Raw genomic sequence first — 17565 nt, forward strand, 5'->3', positions numbered from 1 at the left:
GGGAGGACGCAAATCCATGGCAAGGTACGCAGCCTACACAGGGCTGTCCGACCTGCATCCGAAGTGTGATGGCGGCCGTCGCAAACGGAGCGAGGCAACGCCATGACCCGCTTTGTCGAGCGTCATCCGGCCTGGGCGCTGATCGTCATCATCGCGATCGCAGCGACGATGTGGCTGATCTTCGCGGTCTGGCCGCCCGGCCTCGAAGACACCGTCGGCCGCAAGCGGGTCTTCCTCAACGCGCTCTTCAACGGCATCACGCTCGGCGGCCTCTACTTCCTCGTCGCCAGCGGCTTCACGCTGATCTTCGGCCTGATGCGCAACGTCAACCTCGCGCACGGCTCGCTCTATTTGTTCGGTGGCTATGTCGGCTACGCCGTCAGCGCCTCGACCGGCTCCTGGATCCTCGCCTTCATCGTCGCCTTCATTCTGACGGCGCTGGTCGGCGTCCTGCTGCAGGTGCTCGTCTTCCGCCGCATGGAGGGCCAGGATCTGCGCCAGACCATGGTGACCATCGGCCTTTCGATCGTGTTCGCCGACCTCATGCTGTGGGCTTGCGGCGGCGACTTCTACCAGATCCAGACCCCGACCTGGCTGATCGGTCCGATCGATCTGCCGCTGATCACCGCGGTGAAATCCTCCGGCGAACCGGTCTACTTACGCTATCCGCTGGTGCGGCTCGTGATCTTCCTGGCCTCCGTGATCATCGGCATCGCGATGTGGCTCGCGCTCAACCGCACGCGGATTGGCATGATCATCCGCGCCGGTGTCGACGACCGCGACATTCTTGCCGCGACCGGCGTGCGTATCCAGATCGTCTTCGTACTCGTGTTCGCGCTCGGTGCCGGGCTCGCCGGTATCGCAGGCGTCGTCGGCGGTACCTTCCAGTCGCTCTCGCCCGGCGAGGACATCCGCTTCCTGCTCGCCTCCCTCGTGGTCGTGATCGTCGGCGGCATGGGCTCGATTCCCGGCGCTGCGCTCGGTGCGCTCATCATTGGGCTCGCCGAACAGCTCGGCTCGGTCTACATCCCGACCTACGCCATCGTCGTGACCTTCCTGATCATGGTGCTGGTGCTGGCGCTTCGGCCGCAGGGCCTGCTTGCGAGGCGCTAACATGTCCGTCACCCACGATGCGCGCATTCAGATCCGCAGCCCGGCCTCAGCCGCGCAGCGGCAGGCCGCGCGCGGCTGGCCCGACATCAACAATCCAGCCGCCTGGATCATTGCGGTCATTCTCCTTGCCATGCCGCTGGTCGCCAACGGCTTCTTCCTGATCGAGATCTTTGCAACCACGCTGATCCTCGGCACCATCGCGCTCAGCCTGATGTTCCTGGCCGGCTATGGCGGCATGGTCAGCCTGATGCAGCTCACCATCGCAGGCTTCTCAGCCTACATGGTCGCGGTGTTCGGCGTCAGCGGAAACGCCAATATCAGCCTGGGCTGGCCGTGGTGGTTGGCGGTTCCGATGGCGCTGACGCTGGCGACCATCTTCGGCACGCTCGGCGGCGCGCTCGCCGTGCGCACCGAGGGCATCTACACCATTATGATCACGCTCGCGATCGGAGCAGCCTTCTACTACTTCACTAACCAGAACTGGGCGATCTTCAACGGCCATACCGGCATCAACAACGTTGCAACGCCGCATTTCTGGGGCGTGAACTGGCGCGCCGACATTCCCTTCTACTATGTCGTGCTCGCGGTCGCCGCACTCTGCTATTTCGCCGTGGACTACATCTCCCGCGCGCCGTTCGGCCTCGCGCTGCAGGGCGTGCGCGACAATCCGCGCCGCATGGCGGCGCTCGGCTTCAACGTCAATGCCCACCGCGTCGCGGCCTATGCGGTGGCATCCTTCATCGCGGGTCTCGCCGGCGTGCTCCAGGTCTGGAACTATCGCCAGATTTCGCCGGGCTCGGTCAGCGTCGGCGCCTGTATCGACATTCTCATCATCGCCGTCGTCGGCGGCATCACCCGGCCGATCGGTCCCTATATCGGCGCGCTGGTTTTCGTACTCTTGCGTACCTTCGCGCTCGACTTCCTGATCAAGATCGGGCTCGACGGCAACCGGTTCCGGCTGCTGATTGGACTCGGCTTCCTCGCCATCGTGTTCTGGTCGTCGGACGGCGTGATCGGCTTGTGGCAGCGCTGGCGCCGGAGTTACCGTCCACAGTCGGATCGCCCGGGCGGAGGGCGTGGTCATGGATAGCGTCGCCCAGCGCCTCTCCGCTGTCGGTGCCGGTGCAGCCCTCGAGCTGCGCGGCGTCACGCGGCTGTTCGGCGCGTTGGCTGCGCTGACCGACGTCACCATCACCGTGCGCCCAGGCGAACGGCGCGCCGTGCTCGGCTCCAACGGCGCCGGCAAGACCACGCTGTTCAACTGCATCACCGGCGACTTCCCGCCGACATCAGGCACAATCCGTTTCTTTGGCGAGGACGTCACGCACTTCCCGCCCTATGAGCGCATCCGCCGCGGGCTCAGGCGGACCTATCAGATTTCCGCGCTGTTCCCCGGCCTCACCGTGCGGGACAACGTCTACCTCGCCTGCCGCGGCGTTTCGCGTGGACGCTTCTCATTCCTGCGGCCCGGCCAGAACGATGCGCTGATGCACGCGGCCGACAGTCTGGTGCAGGCCGTGCATCTTGCGGGGGTCAAGGATCAGCGCGTTGCCGAACTCGCGCACGGCCAGCAGCGGCAGCTCGAGATCGCGCTGGCGCTTGCAGGCGCCCCCCGCTTCGTGCTGTTCGACGAGCCGGCCGCCGGCCTGTCGCCGACCGAGCGGGCCGAGCTTGTCGAGATCCTGACCTCGCTGCCGGCGCATATCGGCTACATCATCATCGAGCACGACATGGACGTGGCGCTCCGCGTCGTCGAGAGCGTGACGATGATGCATAACGGCCGCATCTTCAAGGAAGGCGTGCCGGAGGAGATCCAGTCCGACCCTGAAGTCCAGGAGCTTTATCTGGGAGGCGGCCATGAGTGAGGCCCGCCGCTCACCCGCCGCACTCGAAGTCCGCGGCCTCGATGTCTATTACGGCCATTCGCATGCGCTCCAGGGCGTCGACCTCTCGCTCGATACCGGCGTGTTCTCCGTGGTCGGCCGCAACGGCATGGGCAAGACCACGCTGTGCAAGGCCATCATGGGCCTCGTGCCGGTGCGCGGCGGGTCGATCCGCGTCCGCGGTGAGGATATTACGCGCTGGCCGTCCGCGACTATCGCACGTCTCGGCGTCGGCTACGTGCCGCAGGGTCGCCGTCTCTGGCGCTCGCTCAGCGTCGACGAGCATCTGCGGCTGGCCGGCGGCATGCGATCCGGCCCATGGACCGTCGAGCGTATCTACGACACCTTTCCGCGGCTCGCCGAGCGCAAGGACCATGGCGGTGGCCAGCTCTCCGGCGGCGAGCAGCAGATGCTCGCGATCTCGCGCGCATTGCTGACCAACCCTCACCTCTTGATCATGGACGAGCCGACCGAGGGGCTCGCGCCCGTCATCGTCACCCAGGTCGAGGAGATGCTGCTCCAGTTGGGCGAGGACGGCGACATGTCCGTGCTCGTGATCGAGCAGAACATCGGCGTTGCCACCGCCATCTCGCGCAATGTTGCGATCATGGTCAATGGCCGGATCAATCGCGTCATCGACTCTAGTCGGTTGTCCGCTGACCGCGAGTTGCAGCGGCGCCTGCTCGGCGTCGGACTTCATGCTGAACTGGAGCCCGACATCGATGTGCCGGCCGCCGGCGGCGAGGTAAAGCCGGTCCCTCAGCCCGCGCGCGCGAGCGGCCCAACACGAATCTACATCTCCAATCCCACCCCGCCGACGCGCTGGTCGCAGCCGGTCCCGATCGCACGGATCGAAGCGGCTGCACGAACGCTCTCAATACAAGTTGCGCGTCTCGACGAGAGCGCACGGCGCAAGCGTGAGCCGGTGACGGCGCAAACCGCTGGCGCACCCGAGATCCTCGTCGTCGGCACGCTCGACACCAAGGGGACCGAGCTTCGGTTCATCCGTGACATCATCGCCGAAAGCGGCCTGCGTACGCGACTGGTCGACGTCTCCACCAGCGGCAAGCACGCGACCTGCGACGTCTCCGCGCAGGAGATCGCCCTGAACCACGGCCGCGGCGGCTCGGCCGTGTTCGGTCCGGATCGCGGTGTTGCTGTTACCGCGATGGCGGATGCGTTTGCCAATTGGATCAAGCGCCGTGGCAATATCGCCGGTGTGATCTCGGCCGGCGGCTCCGGCGCCGCATCGCTGGTCGCGCCCGGCATGCGCATCCTCCCCATCGGCGTGCCGAAGTTGATCGTCTCATCGGTCGCCTCGGGTGACGTCGGACCCTATGTCGGCCCCGCCGACATCACGATGATGTATTCGGTGACGGACGTGCAGGGCCTCAATTCGATCTCGCGCGCAGTGCTGTCGAACGGCGCCAATGCCATCGCCGGCATGGTCAAGGCGCGGCTCGACCAGCGCGACACGAAGGACCGCGCCGCGAGGACCGGGCTGCCGCCGATTGGCATCACCATGTTCGGCGTCACCACGCCCGCGGTGCAGAAGATCGCGGCCGATCTGCACGAGGATTTCGAGTGCCTGGTATTCCACGCCACCGGCGTCGGCGGACGATCGATGGAGAAGCTGGTCGATTCCGGCCAGCTTGCCGGCGTGATCGATCTCACGACCACCGAGATCTGCGACTTGCTGATGGGCGGCGTGTTTCCGGCGACGGAGGATCGCTTCGGCGCTGTTATCCGCACCCGCCTGCCATATGTCGGCTCGGTCGGCGCGCTCGACATGGTCAATTTCGGCGCGCCCGACACTATCCCCGAGCGCTATCGCAATCGCAAATTCCACCTCCACAATCCGCAGGTGACGTTGATGCGAACGACGGTGGAAGAAAGCGAGCGCATGGGCCGCTGGATCGGCGAGCGGCTGAACCAGATGGACGGGCCTGTGCGCTTCTTCCTCCCCGAGGGTGGCGTTTCCGCGCTCGATGTCCGCGGCCAGCCGTTCTGGGACCCGGAGGCGGACGCTGCGCTATTCCGCGCGCTGGAGCGCACAGTGCGCGCGACCGGCAACAGGCAACTCATCCGCGTCAAGCAGAACATCAACGATCCCGAGTTCGCCTCGACCATCGTGAGCGCATTCCGAACCTTGTTCGGACGCGGCGGGGCGCGCCGGAGAGTAGCGAGGTGACCGATGGCCCGGTTTGAACGCGCAGCACTCCTCAAGCGGTTTCGCGAGATGGCGAAACGCGGCGAGCCGATCGTCGGCGGCGGCGCCGGAACCGGCCTGTCGGCCAAATGCGAGGAAGCCGGCGGCGTCGATCTCATCGTCATCTACAACTCCGGCCGCTACCGCATGGCCGGCCGCGGCTCGCTCGCCGGACTGATGCCTTACGGCGACGCCAACGCCATCGTGGTTGAGATGGCGAGCGAGGTGCTGCCGGTCGTCAGCAAGACGCCGGTGCTTGCCGGCGTCAACGGCACCGACCCGTTCCGCGACATGGACGTGTTCCTTGACCAGCTCAAGGCGATCGGCTTTGCCGGCGTGCAGAACTTCCCGACCGTCGGCCTGATCGACGGCATCTTCCGCGCCAATCTCGAAGAAACCGGCATGTCCTACGCGCTGGAGATCGACATGATCGCGAAGGCACGCGAGAAGGAGCTGCTGACGACGCCCTACGTCTTCAGCGAGAAGGAGGCGGCAGCGATGGCGATCGCCGGCGCTGACATCATCGTCTGCCATCTCGGGCTCACCACCGGCGGCACGATCGGGGCCCAGACCGCCCCCAAGTTGAAGGACTGCCCCTCGCGCATCGACACCTGGGCCTCGGCGGCACTCAGCGTCAATCCCGACATTTTGGTGCTCGCCCACGGCGGCCCGATCGCGGATCCCGCAGATGCCGATTTCATCATGAAGAACACCCGTTACTGCCACGGATTCTACGGCGCCTCCTCGATGGAGCGGCTGCCAGTGGAGCGGGCTTTGACGGAACAAGTCCGCAAATTCAAGGCGATCAGCGCGCGATAACGCCTGCAAGATTGAGGGAGGGAAACATGTCAGGGATCCTGGTCGGCGAGCTCATCCTCTGGCTGATCGTTGCTGTTATCGTGATCGTGGTTGGCGTCTACATAGTCAACTGGCTCTATCACCGGTCCTCCAAGGAAGTTTCCTTCGTCCGGACCGGCTTCCTCGGCGAACGCGTAGTGATCAACGGCGGCGCGTTCGTGCTGCCCTTCATTCACGATTACACACCCGTCAACATGAACGTGCTGCCGATGGGCATCGTGCGATCGCGTCAGGATGCGGTGATCACCCGCGACCGCATGCGCGTCGACATCGAAGCCGACTTCTATGTTCGGGTCCAGGCCACCCGCGAAGCGGTCTCGATCGCCGCCGCAACGCTCGGCCGCCGCACCATGGAGCCGGAACAGCTCCACGCGCTGCTGGCCGGCAAGTTCATTTCCGCGATCCGCTCGGTCGCATCCGAAATGACCCTCGAAGAGATGCACGAACGACGCGGCGACTATGTCACACGCGTCAAGACCAATGCGGCCGAAGCCCTCGCCCAGAACGGTCTTGAGCTCGAATCCGTCGCGATCACCGATCTCGACCAGACCGACCTCGAATTCTTCAATCCCTCGAACCGGTTCGACGCCGAGGGCTTGACCCGGTTGATGGAAGACATCGAAGCGCGGCGCAAGCTGCGCAACGACATCGAGCAGGACTCGATGATCAAGATCCGCACCCGCAATCTGGAAGCCGAGCGTCAGGCGCTCGAAATCGAGCGCGAGAGTGAGACGGCGCGGCTGGAGCAGGAGCGCGACATCGAGATGCGCCGCGCGCTCCAGCGCACCGAGGTCGCCCGCGAGCGCGCGTTGCGCGAGACCGAGGCTGAACAGGCCCAGATTTCGGCGCGCGAGGCGATCGAACGCTCCCGCATCGCCAATGAGCAGGCGATTGCCGAGGCCCGCATCGCCGCCGAGCGCGAGACCCGGCAGAAGGAGATCGAGCGTACCCGCACTATCGAAGAGAAGGAGCTGCTGGCGCGCGAGGAGATCGAGAAGACCCGGATCGCTAACCAGCGCTCGATCGACACGACCCGCATCGCATCGGAGCGCGAGGTCCGCCAGCTTGAGATCGAGCGGATACGGACCGTCGAGGAGGCCGAGATCGCCGCCCGCGAGGCGGTCGAGAAAGCCCGGATCCAGCAAGACCGCGTCGTCACCGACGCTCGCATTGCCAATGAAGAGGAAACGCGTCGCCGCGAGATCGAGCGCACCCGTGCCGTCGACCAGGCGGAGATCGCCGCCCGCGAGGCGACCGAGAAGGCCCGCATCGCCCAGACGTTGATCGTCAATGTCGAACGCATCTCGTCCGATGAGCGTACCCGCGCGCTGGAGATTCAGCAGGTTCGCACCATCCAGGAGGCCGAGATCGAGGCGCAGCGCGCCGTCGAGGCCGCTCGCATCGCCCGCGAGCGGACGCTCGCCGCCGAGCGCATCGCCGCCGAGCAGAACACGCGGCAGCTTGAGATCGAGCGCAACCAGACCCTCGAAGTCGCCGGCATCGCCGCGCGCGAGACCACCGAAGCCTCGCGTATCGCCCAGGAAGAGCGCGTCCGCTCGCTCGAGATCGCTCGCAACCGCGCGGTCGAGGAAGCCGACATCGCCTCCCGCGAGGCGATCGAGGCGGCCCGCATTGCCCAGGAGAAGGCGGTCGCGGCCGAGCGTATCCAGGCGGAGCGCGACACGCGTTCGCTCGAAATCGAGCGGACCGGCATCCTGGAGGCGGCCGAGCTGAAGCGGCGCGATGCCATCGAGCGCCAGCGCATCACCGTCGATCTCGCACTGGAAGCCGAACGGATCAACTCCTCCAAGAAGCGCGAGGTGCTCAACATCGAGCAGAAAAAGGCGATCGAGATCGCGGACGAAGACCGCGTCATCGCGCTGTCCGCCAAGAAGTCCGAGCGGATCGATGCCGACCGCCAGGTCCGGCAGGCCGAGATCGTTGCCCGCAAGGAGGTCGAGACCACGGACGTCTCCCGCGAGCAGGCGCTGGAAGCCGCCCGGCTGGAACGCCGCCGTGCGATCGAGCAGCTCGAGGTCGCCCGCGTCCAGTCCCTCCAGGAGGCCGAAATCGCCTCCCACGAGGAAGTCGAACGCGCCCGCATCGCCTCCGACCGCGGCCTCGACGAGGCCCGTGTCGGCCGCGAGCGCGAACTGCGTAAGCTTGAGGTCAATCGCGAGAAGGAGGTCGAGACGGTCCTGATGGAGAAGGCCATTGCGATTCATCAGAAGTCGCTGGAGGAGTCCGCCGCCAAGGCGATGGCGGAGGAAGCGCGGATGCGCGCCACCGAAGCGACCGAGCGCGTCATCACCGCGCGCGAAAGCGAGATCGCAAAGCGCCGGAAGACGGTCGAAGTCATGATCGCCGAAAAGCAGGCCGAGGAGACCCGGATCGCTGCAGAAGCCGAGCGTGTGCGCGCGGCCGTCGAGGCGGAGGCGCAGCGGATGCTCAACGAAGCCGAGAACGTGCTGACCGACCAGGCGCGCTACTCGCTGTTCCGCCGCAAATTGCTCGACCGCATCGAGGGCATCGTGCGCGAGAGCGTCAAGCCGATGGAGAAGATCGAGGGCATCCGCATTCTCCAGGTCGACGGCCTCAACGGCAACGGCCATGGCGGCAATGGGGGCCGCAGCGCCACCGACGAGGTGATCGACTCGGCGCTGCGCTATCGCGTGCAGGCGCCGTTGATCGATTCACTCCTGGCCGACATAGGCGTCGAGGGCGGCAGCCTCGCCAAAATGCCGGGCCTGATCCGCGAAGCCCGCGACATGCAGGGAATCAAAGAGTCCGCCCGCAAGGGCGGTGGAGGTGGCGACAAGCCGGCCGCCTCCCCGCCTATGGCTGAGGGCGGCGGCGAACCACCGGCCGACCGCAGTTCGCGGAAGAAGAGCTGAGGTCCGACCCATGCCCCGCGTCTACGTCTCCACCGTCGTCAATGCGCGCAACGATCGCGTCTGGGCGCGCGTGCGTGACTTCAACGGCCTGCCGAACTGGCATCCCGCGATCGCCGAAAGCCGCATCGAGGGCGGCGAGCCCTCGGACAAAATCGGATGTGTGCGCGACTTTCGCCTGCGCAACGGCGACCGCATCCGCGAGAAGCTTTTGGGCCTCTCCGATTACGACATGTTTTGCACCTATTCGATCCTGGAATCCCCGATGGGCGTCGAGAACTACGTCGCAACACTGCGGCTGACGCCCGTCACCGATGGCGACCAGACCTTTGTGGAATGGACCGCCGAGTTCGATTGCGCGCCGGAGCGGGAGACCGAACTCGTCGGCAACATCGGCGGCGGCGTGTTCCAGGGCGGCTTCGATGCCCTCAAGCGCGTGTTCGGAGGCTGACACCCGTGCCGCACATTGTCAAAAGCACGATCCTAGACGCGCCGACCGATGCGGCGTGGGCGATGCTGCGCGATTTCAACGGGCATGACCGTTGGCACCCGGCCGTCGCGACCTCCTCGATCGAGCGCGCATATGCCTCGGACAAGATCGGCTGCGTCAGGCGCTTCAAGCTGAAGGACGGCGCCGAGCTGCGCGAGCAATTGCTGGCGCTGTCCGACCTCGAACAAAGCTTCAGCTACTGCCTGCTCGATACCCCGATCCCGATGTTCAATTACGTCGCCCATGTTCGCCTGCTGCCAGTCACCGACGGCGACCGCACCTTCTGGCATTGGGAATCGCGTTTCATGACCAAGCCCGAAGACCGTGACCGCATCACCCACATGGTCGCCGAAGACATTTACCAGGCCGGGTTCGAGGCGATCCGCCGACATCTGAAGGAGGCCGCATAGATGGCCGTGACCGTGAAGACCTTTACGAGCGTCAGCGAGGCGGCCGGCGCCCTGTCCTCCGACCGCACTGCCCGCTATCTCGGTGGCGGCACGCTGGTGATGCGGGCGCTGAATGAGGGCGACGTGTCGATCTCGACCGTTGTGCGCGCCCAAGACCAGGCGCTGACCCGGTTCGATGCATCCGGCCCGCGTATCACGCTCGGCGCCGGTGTCACCTTCGCGCGCGTTCTCGCCGAACGCGACCTCGGCTTCCTCCACGCCCCTGCCCGTTCGATCGGCGGGCCCGCCGTACGCAACATGGGAACGGTCGGCGGAAACCTCTTCGCTCCGAACCCCTATGGTGATTTCACCGTCGCGCTGCTCGCGCTCGATGCCACCGTCGCCGTCCAAGGCGGCTTCGGCTCGCGTGACGTCGGAATCGAGGAGTTTCTGCAGGCGCGCGACCGGCAGTCAGGGACCTTGGTGCTGTCGATCTCGTGCACCCGCCCGGCGAGCACCGGGGCCTTCCGTTATCGCAAGATCGCGCGCATCAAGCCAAAGGGTGGCTCGGTCATCACGCTCGCTGCGCATCTGCCGATCAGCGGCGGCCGGATCGCCGGCGCCCGGATTGCGCTGGGATCGATGGCACCGACGCAAATCCGTGCCCGCGCTGCGGAACGTGCACTGGAGGGGCAGCCGCTGGATGCGGCGGCCATCGCAGCCGCTGCGTCCGCCGCGACTGAGGGAACATCGCCATCCGACAATGCGCTCGGCAGCGCCTGGTATCGCCGCGAAATCGTTGGTGTGCATCTGCGACGTCTGCTGTCCGGCCAGGAATAGAGGCCCATGTCCAAGATCCCCCTGCAATTTCGTCACAATGGCCGCGACGTCGCGATCTTCGTGGATGGCGGCACCAATCTGCTGGTCGCGCTGCGCGAGCTGATCGGCGACATGACGCCGAAATTCGGCTGCGGTCAGGGCGGCTGCGGCACCTGCAGTGTGCTGATCGACGGCGAACTCCACCTCTCCTGCCTGACACTGGCGGAAAGTGTAGCTGGTCGTTCCATCGAGACGCTCGACGGCATGAAGCTGGGTCCGAACCTGCATCCGCTCCAGCGCGCCTTTGCCGACAATTTTGCCGCGCAGTGCGGCTACTGCACGCCGGGCATGCTGATGGCCGCAAAAGCCCTGCTCGACCGCAATCCTTCGCCGAGCCGCGACGAGGTGATCGAGGCGATCTCCGGCAACATCTGCCGCTGCACCGGTTACGAGCCGATCATCAATGCCATCCTCGCCGCCGCCGGCGGCCGAGTCAGCGCCTAGGAAAAGCGACCATGCTGGAATTGCGCAAGGACATTTTCGCCGACGAGCGCGACGACAACTTAAAGGAAATCGGCAAGGGCACCCAGCGCCAGGACATGCTCGGGCATGTCACGGGCACGTCGAGTTATTTCAACGACCACAAGCTGCAGGGCATGCTGCACCTGAAGGTCGTGCGCTCGACGCAGGCGCACGCCAGGATTCGCGGCATCGACACCACAGAGGCGGAGCGATCGGCAGGCGTACGCCGGATCATCCGCGGCGCCGACGTGCCTGTGAATCTCAACACGCTGCTGAGCTTGATCAATTTCGGCAAGGACGACGAGCCGTCGTTGGCGGTCGACAAAGTCCGCTACAAGGGCGAGCCCATCGTCGCCATCGTCGCCGACAGCGAGCGCGAGGCCTTTGAGGCGATCGCGAAGGTCAAGGTCGATTATGAACCGCTGCCAGCCGTGTTCGATGTCGAGGATGCGCTCAAGCCGGGCGCGCCCGTGGTCAACGAGACGTATCCCAAGAACACGTTCACTTATCACGAGACCTACGACCACCAGAGGCTTCGCTTCGGCGATGTCGACGCGGCGCTCGCGACTGCCGACCATGTGCTCGAACAGCGCTACCAAATGTCGCCGATCGAGCATGCGCCGACCGAAACCAACGGCGCGATCGCAGCCCCTGACACCAATGGCCGCTATGTGGTCTACACTTCGACGCAGGCGCTGTTCTTCTCGGTCGACACCTGCGCCAAGATTCTGGACATGCCGTCCAACACCTTCCACTTCATCGGCGGCACGGTCGGGGGCGGCTTTGGCGGCAAGGTCGATACGCTGACCGAGCCGCTCGCGATCCTCGGCGCGATGCTGACCGGGCGGCCCGTGCGCTACGTGTTCGGCCGCGAGGAGGAGATGCAGTATGGGCCGCCGCGCGGCGCCGAGCGCATCTTCATCAAGGACGGCGTGATGCGCGACGGCCGCGTCGTCGCGCGCAAGATCCGCTGCTATTTCGACAGCGGCGCCTATACGCGGCTGTCCAGCTATGCTGCCGTGAAATGCGCCGCGCATTTGCCGGGCCCCTACACCATCCCCAACGTCTATGGCGACGTCTATTGCGTATTCACCAACCGCACTCCGGCTACCGCCATGCGCGGTTTTGGCGTCACCGCGATGGATTTTGCGATCGAGTGCCAGATGGACAAGCTGGCGCATCTCGTGGGCATGGATCCGATGGAGTTCAGGATCCTCAACGCCTATCGCGATGGCGACATGAAGGCGCATCGACGCGAGGCCAAGAACACGGCCCTGATCGAGTGCGTTCAGGTGGCCGCGGAGAAGGCAAAGTGGCCACTCCGCGAGGAGTTCAAACGCGCCTCTTCACGCAAGGATGGCGGCGGCACCCGGGCCATCATTCCGTCGACGCCGACGGATTCGTCGCGCGCAAGGTCCACCACTCCGGCGCAGCAGCGCACCAGCTACGACCGGCTTCCGCCCGCCGTCACCCGCGAACCGCCGCGCGAGCCGCCACCACCGGCTCCGCCGCCCTCGCCGCGGCCGGCCGCGCCCTCGCATGGCGCGACCCGTTTCTCCTCCGTCTTTGGCACCAGGAGGCGCTAGATGGCCCGGCACCGCGGACGCGGCATCGCGTCGATCAACTATCCCATCGGCATGAATCTCGGCGGTGACCCCAGCCAGGCGCTGGTACATTCCAATCCGAGCGGCAAGTTCACAGTGGCGCTGTCGTCGATCGATCTCGGACAGGGCATGAAGTCAGTCACGCGGCAGATCTGCGCGGAGACGCTGGGCGTGCCGGTCGAGGACGTCTATGTCGACACGGCGGATTCCGACACCGGTCCGCATTGCATGGGCTCTTTCGCCTCTCGTGGCACGCATCGCGTCGGCAACGCCGTGATGGCGGCCGCCCGCGAGGCGCGCGGCGTCATGATGGAGGCGGCTGCCGAGGAGCTGGAGGTCAACGCCGCCGACCTCGATACAGACGGGCGCGGTAACATCCACGTCAAGGGCGCGCCGCATCGCTCGATCTCGACCAAGGACGTCGCGATTGCCGCCCAGTTCAAGCAGGGCAAGACCATCTCCGGCCGCGGTATCTTCCTGGTGCCGCTCTCCGAGGTGAATCCGGAGACCGGCGAGATGTCGCCCGCCACTTGCTATGCCCATGCCTGTCTCGTCGCCGAGGTCGATGTTGACGACGAGACCGGCGAGGTTGCGATGGTGCGGATGGACTCGGCCTATGAGCTCGGCCGCGCGCTCAACCCACGTCTGGTCGAGCAGCAGCTTGTCGGTGGCGCCTGGATGGGCGTCAGCCACGCGCTCTATGAGACGCCGGAGCCTTATTATCCCGAGCCCGTGCATGGCCCGCGTGACTTCGTCGAATATCTGATGCCCGGGCCGGGCGACATCTGCCCGCACGATATCGCCGTGCTGGAGCGCCCTGCCCCCGACGGCCCGTTCGGCGCCAAGGGCCCCGGCGAGATGTGCGCCAACCCCGTGCTGCCGGCCGTGGCCAATGCGATCTTCAACGCAGTCGGCGTGCGCATCGACGATCTGCCGATCACCCCGGAAAAGGTGCTGCGTGCGATCAAGGCCCAGGGCGGCGCGCGGCCGCAGCCGCGGCGCTAGAGGTTTGGTTCATGGCGGTCCGCAGCAACATCGTCGGCATCGACAGTCCAGAGGCTCTGGAGAAGGCGCTGCGCGCAGCATATTACCTCGCCGACGAGGGCCTCGCGACAGCCGCCTATCTCGGGCTTGCGCTGGGCAAGCCGCTGCTGCTGGAGGGCGCGCCGGGTGTTGGCAAGACAGAAGCCGCAAAGGCCATCGCCGCGGTACTCGGCCGTCGGTTGATCCGCTTGCAATGTTATGAGGGGATCGACGCCTCCGCGGCGCTCTACGAGTGGAACTATCCGCGCCAGATGCTCGCGATCCGCCAGGCCGGCGACGAGAGTATCGATATCTACGGCGAGACGTTCCTGATCGAGCGTCCCATGCTCGCCACGCTGCGCGCGCCCGACTCCACCGTGCTGCTGATCGACGAAATCGATCGTGCCGACCAGGAGTTCGAGGCGTTCCTGCTCGAATTCCTCTCCGACTTCCAGATCTCGATCCCAGAGCGCGGCACGGTGCGCGCCGCCGAACGTCCCGTCGTCGTGCTCACCTCGAACCGGACACGAGACCTGCACGAGGCCCTGCGCCGCCGCTGCGTCTATCACTGGATCGACTATCCCACCGAGGAGCGCGAAGCGCGGATCGTGATGCTGCGGGCCTCCAGCGTGGCCGAGGCGACGGCGCGGGCCGTCGTCGCGGCCGTCGGCAAGCTCCGGCGCGAGCCGCTCAGCAAGGCGCCGGGCATCGCCGAGGCCGTCGATTGGGCCGAGGCCGCAACGCTCCTCAACAAGGGCGGCGCGCGCTGGCCTGATGCCTTCAGGCGATCGATCGGCGTGGCGCTGAAAGACGAGGAAGATTTGCACTTCATCGCGCCCCGGCTCGACGCCATGCTCTCGGAGGCGACCGCATGAGCACGGAGCTGCAACTGCCTCGGGCGGCGCGCGTATTCGTTTCCTTCGTCGCGCTGTTACGCGCCAACAGCTTCGCGGTAGCTCCGGAACAGACCACCGCGTTCCTCACCGCGATCGAGCTGCTTGGGCCGCGCGACCTCGGAGATATCAGGCAGGCGGCGCTGGCCACCGTCGCCCCGCCGCCCGAGCGACGCGTCACCTTCGACCGGCTGTTCGATCTGCACTTCCGCGGCAGTGAGGCCATCGATCACGCCGACGACGGCGAGGACGACGAGACCATCCGGCTCCAGGAGGAAGGCCGCGGCGACCAGGAGCCGCTGCTGTCCGACGATGCCAACGAATCCGGTCTCACCGCGACACGAACCGAAGCGCTCGTCGAACGTCGTTTCGCGCAGCTATCCACGACCGAGGCCCTGCGCCGTCTGTCGCGTGAGGCGCCGCGCCGCCTGCCGCGGCGGCGCGGACATCGGCGCATGCGCGCCCGCCGCGGGCCCTTCGCCGATCTCCGCCGTACCTTGCGCGACTCCGTCCGCAGCGACGGGGAGGTCCTGCGGCTCGGCCGCATGAAGCGACGCCAGCGCCCGCGAAAATTACTGCTGCTGATCGACGTCTCGGGCTCCATGAAGAACCGCACCGAGGAGAACATGAAGCTGGCGCACGCGCTGGTGCAGGCCGCGCCCAATGTCGAGGTCTTCACCTTCGGCACCCGACTGACTCGTGTCACCCGCGCCCTGCGGCTGAAGCGTCGCGAGCAGGCGCTGAGCGCGGCCGCTCATCTCGTCAGCGACTGGGATGGCGGCACCCGCATCGGCGATGCGTTGCAGGCCTTCCTCGCGGTGCCGCGATTTGGAGGGTACGCCCGCGGGGCCGCCGTGGTCGTCGTCTCGGACGGACTTGAGCGCGGCGAGCCCGACGCGCTGCGCGACGCCGTCGCGAAGCTGTCGCGGCGGGCCTGGCGCGTGAGCTGGCTGACGCCGCTTGCGTCCGGCCCTGGCTTCCGTCCGCAGACGGAAGCGCTGGTTGCCATCGAGCGCTTCGTCGACGATCTCGTCGATGGCGGATCCACCGCGTCAATCGTCACGCATGTGCTGGCACTGGGACGAAGGAGGGTTGCGTGACCGAGATTGTCGACGGCCATCATCACATCTGGCGGCAGGCCGACCTGCCCTGGCTGGTCGGCCCGATGCAGCCGCGCATCTTCGGACCCTACGAGACTATCAGGCGCGATTATCCGATCGAGGAATATCTCGACGACATCAAAGGTACCGGCGTCACCCGCTCGGTCTACGTCCAGACCAACTGGGCCAACGACCGTTTCGAGGACGAAGCGGCCTGGGTGCAGCAGACCGCCGATGAACACGGATGGCCGCATGCCACCGTCGCCTATGCTAATTTTGCGGTGGACGACGTCCGCCCGCAGCTCGACCGCCTGACGCGCTATCCGCTGGTCCGTGGCGTGCGGATGCAGCTGCACTGGCACGAGAACCCGCTCTATCGCTTCGCAGCCAAGCCAGATCTCTGTATCGATCCCATAGTCCGACGCAACGTCTCGCGTCTCGCCGACTACGGCTGGAGCTTTGATCTCCAGCTCTTCACGCCGCAGATGCCAGATGGAGCGCTGCTCGCCGAATCCTGCCCGAAGGTGACCTTCATCCTTCAGCATGCCGGCATGCTCGAAGACCTTTCGCCGGCGGGCCGCGCCGCCTGGCGCGCGGGCATGGCCCGGCTCGCAGCCTGCCCGAACGTGATCTCAAAGCTCTCAGGGCTCGGCACTTTCATTCACCGGAACGAGCCCGCGCATATCGCCGGGGTCATCACCGACACCGTCGCGACCTTCGGCGCCGCGCGGTGCCTGTTCGGCTCCAATTTCCCGATCGAGAAATTGTGGACCAGCTATCGCGAGCTGGCCGCGGCATTTCGTGCGGCGGCTGCGCCCCTGAGCGCCGAGCAACGGGATGCAATCTTCCGAGGCACGGCAACGCGTGTCTATCGGCTTTGACAAAAAATGAGAAAAGGGAGGGAAACGAATGGCGCTGGAGATCAAGATCCTGGACTACGGCGATATCGAGCTGGAATCGAGCTTCCTGGTGCTCGGCCGCGACTGCGGCCGCACCCGCCGCGTCCTCACGCTGGGCTTTTTGATTCTCGGCGGAAAATATCCCGTCGTCGTCGACACCGGCTATCGCTCCAACCAGATCATGGAAACGCTGGGCATGCGCGGCTTGCAGTACCACGAACACATGATCGAGAACCAGCTCGCGCGTCATGGCGTGCGTATGGGTGACGTCCGGTTCGTCTGCCACACCCATCTGCACATTGACCACGCCGGCAAGGACGATCTGTTTCCCATGAACACGACAGTCGTGCTCAACCGCAAGGAGCTGGAATATTCGGTCTCCGGCCTGATGCATCCGCAATACCCGGCGCCCGACATCAAACATTTGATCGACCGCCTTCACACCAAGAGCGCGCTGCGATTCCTCGACCTCGAAATCACTGGCCCGATTGAGCTGATGCCCGGCGTCTATTGCGATGCCGCCAATGCCCACACCGAGGGCTCGATGAACATCATCGTCGAGACCGCCGACGGCATCGCCACCATCTGCGGCGACGTGATCTACGATTTCAACGACCAGATCGTTACGCCCTTTCACGAGATCCACGATTGGGAGCCGCGTACGACAGGCAACCACGGCACCAGCAAGCGCGCCGAGAAGGCCGCGATCAAGAAGCTGCTCAGCAACTCCCGCTATCTGCTGCCAGTGCACGACCGTCCGGCCAAGATCGAGGGCGGCAATGTCGTGGGCCGGCTTCACGACCAGGTCCCTGGTCCCATCGTTCAGTCCTTGCCCGAACGCAACTGGTTCCCGGCCTGACACTCCCTTTTGG

At 65.8% G+C, this 17565-nt stretch carries 16 protein-coding genes; all 16 read left to right on the forward strand.

All coding sequences use genetic code 11. The features are described from left to right. Positions 1–102: 102 nt before the first annotated feature. The 16 genes from FNV92_RS22540 to FNV92_RS22615 are packed head-to-tail and all read left to right on the forward strand — an operon-like array spanning position 103 to position 17552. A complete protein-coding gene (locus tag FNV92_RS22540) occupies positions 103–1113 on the forward strand; it encodes a branched-chain amino acid ABC transporter permease (protein WP_143844502.1) in 1011 nt (336 codons plus the stop codon). 1 nt (position 1114) lies between these two features. Beyond that, the gene (locus FNV92_RS22545) at positions 1115–2203 is read left to right on the forward strand and encodes a branched-chain amino acid ABC transporter permease (RefSeq protein WP_015686992.1); all 1089 of its coding nucleotides are present in this window, start codon (positions 1115–1117) and stop codon (positions 2201–2203) included. Then, positions 2196–2978 carry an ABC transporter ATP-binding protein gene (locus FNV92_RS22550; RefSeq protein WP_015686993.1) on the forward strand — a complete coding sequence of 261 codons (783 nt, stop codon included), beginning with the start codon at positions 2196–2198 and terminating at the stop codon, positions 2976–2978. Before FNV92_RS22545 ends, FNV92_RS22550 begins: the two co-directional genes overlap by 8 nt. Further along, on the forward strand, positions 2971–5187 hold the full coding sequence (locus FNV92_RS22555; RefSeq protein ID WP_143844501.1) for an ABC transporter permease: 2217 nt from the start codon (positions 2971–2973) through the stop codon (positions 5185–5187). The genes FNV92_RS22550 and FNV92_RS22555 overlap by 8 nt, the downstream gene beginning before the upstream one ends. A gap of 3 nt (positions 5188–5190) precedes the next feature. After that, positions 5191–6024, forward strand: coding sequence for a phosphoenolpyruvate hydrolase family protein (locus FNV92_RS22560; protein WP_015686995.1), 834 nt, complete (start codon positions 5191–5193; stop codon positions 6022–6024). A 26-nt stretch (positions 6025–6050) separates the two neighbouring features. Further along, positions 6051–8957 carry a flotillin family protein gene (locus FNV92_RS22565; RefSeq protein ID WP_143844500.1) on the forward strand — a complete coding sequence of 969 codons (2907 nt, stop codon included), beginning with the start codon at positions 6051–6053 and terminating at the stop codon, positions 8955–8957. A 10-nt stretch (positions 8958–8967) separates the two neighbouring features. Beyond that, positions 8968–9405 (forward strand): SRPBCC family protein, encoded by a 438-nt coding sequence (locus tag FNV92_RS22570; RefSeq protein ID WP_015686997.1) that lies wholly within the window; start codon positions 8968–8970, stop codon positions 9403–9405. 5 nt (positions 9406–9410) lie between these two features. Then, the gene (locus FNV92_RS22575) at positions 9411–9854 is read left to right on the forward strand and encodes an SRPBCC family protein (protein ID WP_143844499.1); all 444 of its coding nucleotides are present in this window, start codon (positions 9411–9413) and stop codon (positions 9852–9854) included. Then, positions 9855–10673: an FAD binding domain-containing protein gene (locus FNV92_RS22580; RefSeq protein ID WP_143844498.1), complete on the forward strand. Its 819-nt coding sequence runs from the start codon at positions 9855–9857 to the stop codon at positions 10671–10673. It abuts the gene before it with no gap. 6 nt (positions 10674–10679) lie between these two features. Further along, the gene (locus FNV92_RS22585; protein ID WP_143844497.1) at positions 10680–11156 is read left to right on the forward strand and encodes a (2Fe-2S)-binding protein; all 477 of its coding nucleotides are present in this window, start codon (positions 10680–10682) and stop codon (positions 11154–11156) included. An 11-nt stretch (positions 11157–11167) separates the two neighbouring features. Next, positions 11168–12760, forward strand: a complete 1593-nt coding sequence (locus tag FNV92_RS22590) for a xanthine dehydrogenase family protein molybdopterin-binding subunit (protein WP_143844496.1) — start codon at positions 11168–11170, stop codon at positions 12758–12760. Continuing rightward, positions 12761–13783, forward strand: a complete 1023-nt coding sequence (locus FNV92_RS22595; protein WP_143844495.1) for a xanthine dehydrogenase family protein molybdopterin-binding subunit — start codon at positions 12761–12763, stop codon at positions 13781–13783. An 11-nt stretch (positions 13784–13794) separates the two neighbouring features. Next, complete coding sequence (locus tag FNV92_RS22600) at positions 13795–14676, forward strand: AAA family ATPase (RefSeq protein WP_143844494.1); 882 nt, start codon at positions 13795–13797, stop codon at positions 14674–14676. Continuing rightward, complete coding sequence (locus FNV92_RS22605; RefSeq protein WP_143844493.1) at positions 14673–15794, forward strand: vWA domain-containing protein; 1122 nt, start codon at positions 14673–14675, stop codon at positions 15792–15794. The genes FNV92_RS22600 and FNV92_RS22605 overlap by 4 nt, the downstream gene beginning before the upstream one ends. Continuing rightward, complete coding sequence (locus FNV92_RS22610; RefSeq protein ID WP_143844492.1) at positions 15791–16675, forward strand: amidohydrolase family protein; 885 nt, start codon at positions 15791–15793, stop codon at positions 16673–16675. The genes FNV92_RS22605 and FNV92_RS22610 overlap by 4 nt, the downstream gene beginning before the upstream one ends. Positions 16676–16703: 28 nt before the next feature. Further along, positions 16704–17552, forward strand: a complete 849-nt coding sequence (locus FNV92_RS22615) for an MBL fold metallo-hydrolase (RefSeq protein WP_143844491.1) — start codon at positions 16704–16706, stop codon at positions 17550–17552. Positions 17553–17565 lie beyond the last annotated feature (13 nt).

Source organism: Bradyrhizobium cosmicum, from assembly GCF_007290395.2.
GTDB lineage: Bacteria > Pseudomonadota > Alphaproteobacteria > Rhizobiales > Xanthobacteraceae > Bradyrhizobium > Bradyrhizobium cosmicum.

Excerpts from the sequence above, each read along its gene's own strand:
- FNV92_RS22545 (WP_015686992.1), top strand. The coding sequence starts at position 1,115 with ATGTCCGTCACCCACGATGCGCGCATTCAGATCCGCAGCCCGGCCTCA.
- FNV92_RS22580 (WP_143844498.1), top strand. The coding sequence starts at position 9,855 with ATGGCCGTGACCGTGAAGACCTTTACGAGCGTCAGCGAGGCGGCCGGC.
- FNV92_RS22570 (WP_015686997.1), top strand. The coding sequence starts at position 8,968 with ATGCCCCGCGTCTACGTCTCCACCGTCGTCAATGCGCGCAACGATCGC.
- FNV92_RS22590 (WP_143844496.1), top strand. The coding sequence starts at position 11,168 with ATGCTGGAATTGCGCAAGGACATTTTCGCCGACGAGCGCGACGACAAC.
- FNV92_RS22555 (WP_143844501.1), top strand. The coding sequence starts at position 2,971 with ATGAGTGAGGCCCGCCGCTCACCCGCCGCACTCGAAGTCCGCGGCCTC.
- FNV92_RS22605 (WP_143844493.1), top strand. The coding sequence starts at position 14,673 with ATGAGCACGGAGCTGCAACTGCCTCGGGCGGCGCGCGTATTCGTTTCC.
- FNV92_RS22600 (WP_143844494.1), top strand. The coding sequence starts at position 13,795 with ATGGCGGTCCGCAGCAACATCGTCGGCATCGACAGTCCAGAGGCTCTG.
- FNV92_RS22550 (WP_015686993.1), top strand. The coding sequence starts at position 2,196 with ATGGATAGCGTCGCCCAGCGCCTCTCCGCTGTCGGTGCCGGTGCAGCC.
- FNV92_RS22615 (WP_143844491.1), top strand. The coding sequence starts at position 16,704 with ATGGCGCTGGAGATCAAGATCCTGGACTACGGCGATATCGAGCTGGAA.
- FNV92_RS22565 (WP_143844500.1), top strand. The coding sequence starts at position 6,051 with ATGTCAGGGATCCTGGTCGGCGAGCTCATCCTCTGGCTGATCGTTGCT.
- FNV92_RS22595 (WP_143844495.1), top strand. The coding sequence starts at position 12,761 with ATGGCCCGGCACCGCGGACGCGGCATCGCGTCGATCAACTATCCCATC.
- FNV92_RS22560 (WP_015686995.1), top strand. The coding sequence starts at position 5,191 with ATGGCCCGGTTTGAACGCGCAGCACTCCTCAAGCGGTTTCGCGAGATG.
- FNV92_RS22540 (WP_143844502.1), top strand. The coding sequence starts at position 103 with ATGACCCGCTTTGTCGAGCGTCATCCGGCCTGGGCGCTGATCGTCATC.
- FNV92_RS22585 (WP_143844497.1), top strand. The coding sequence starts at position 10,680 with ATGTCCAAGATCCCCCTGCAATTTCGTCACAATGGCCGCGACGTCGCG.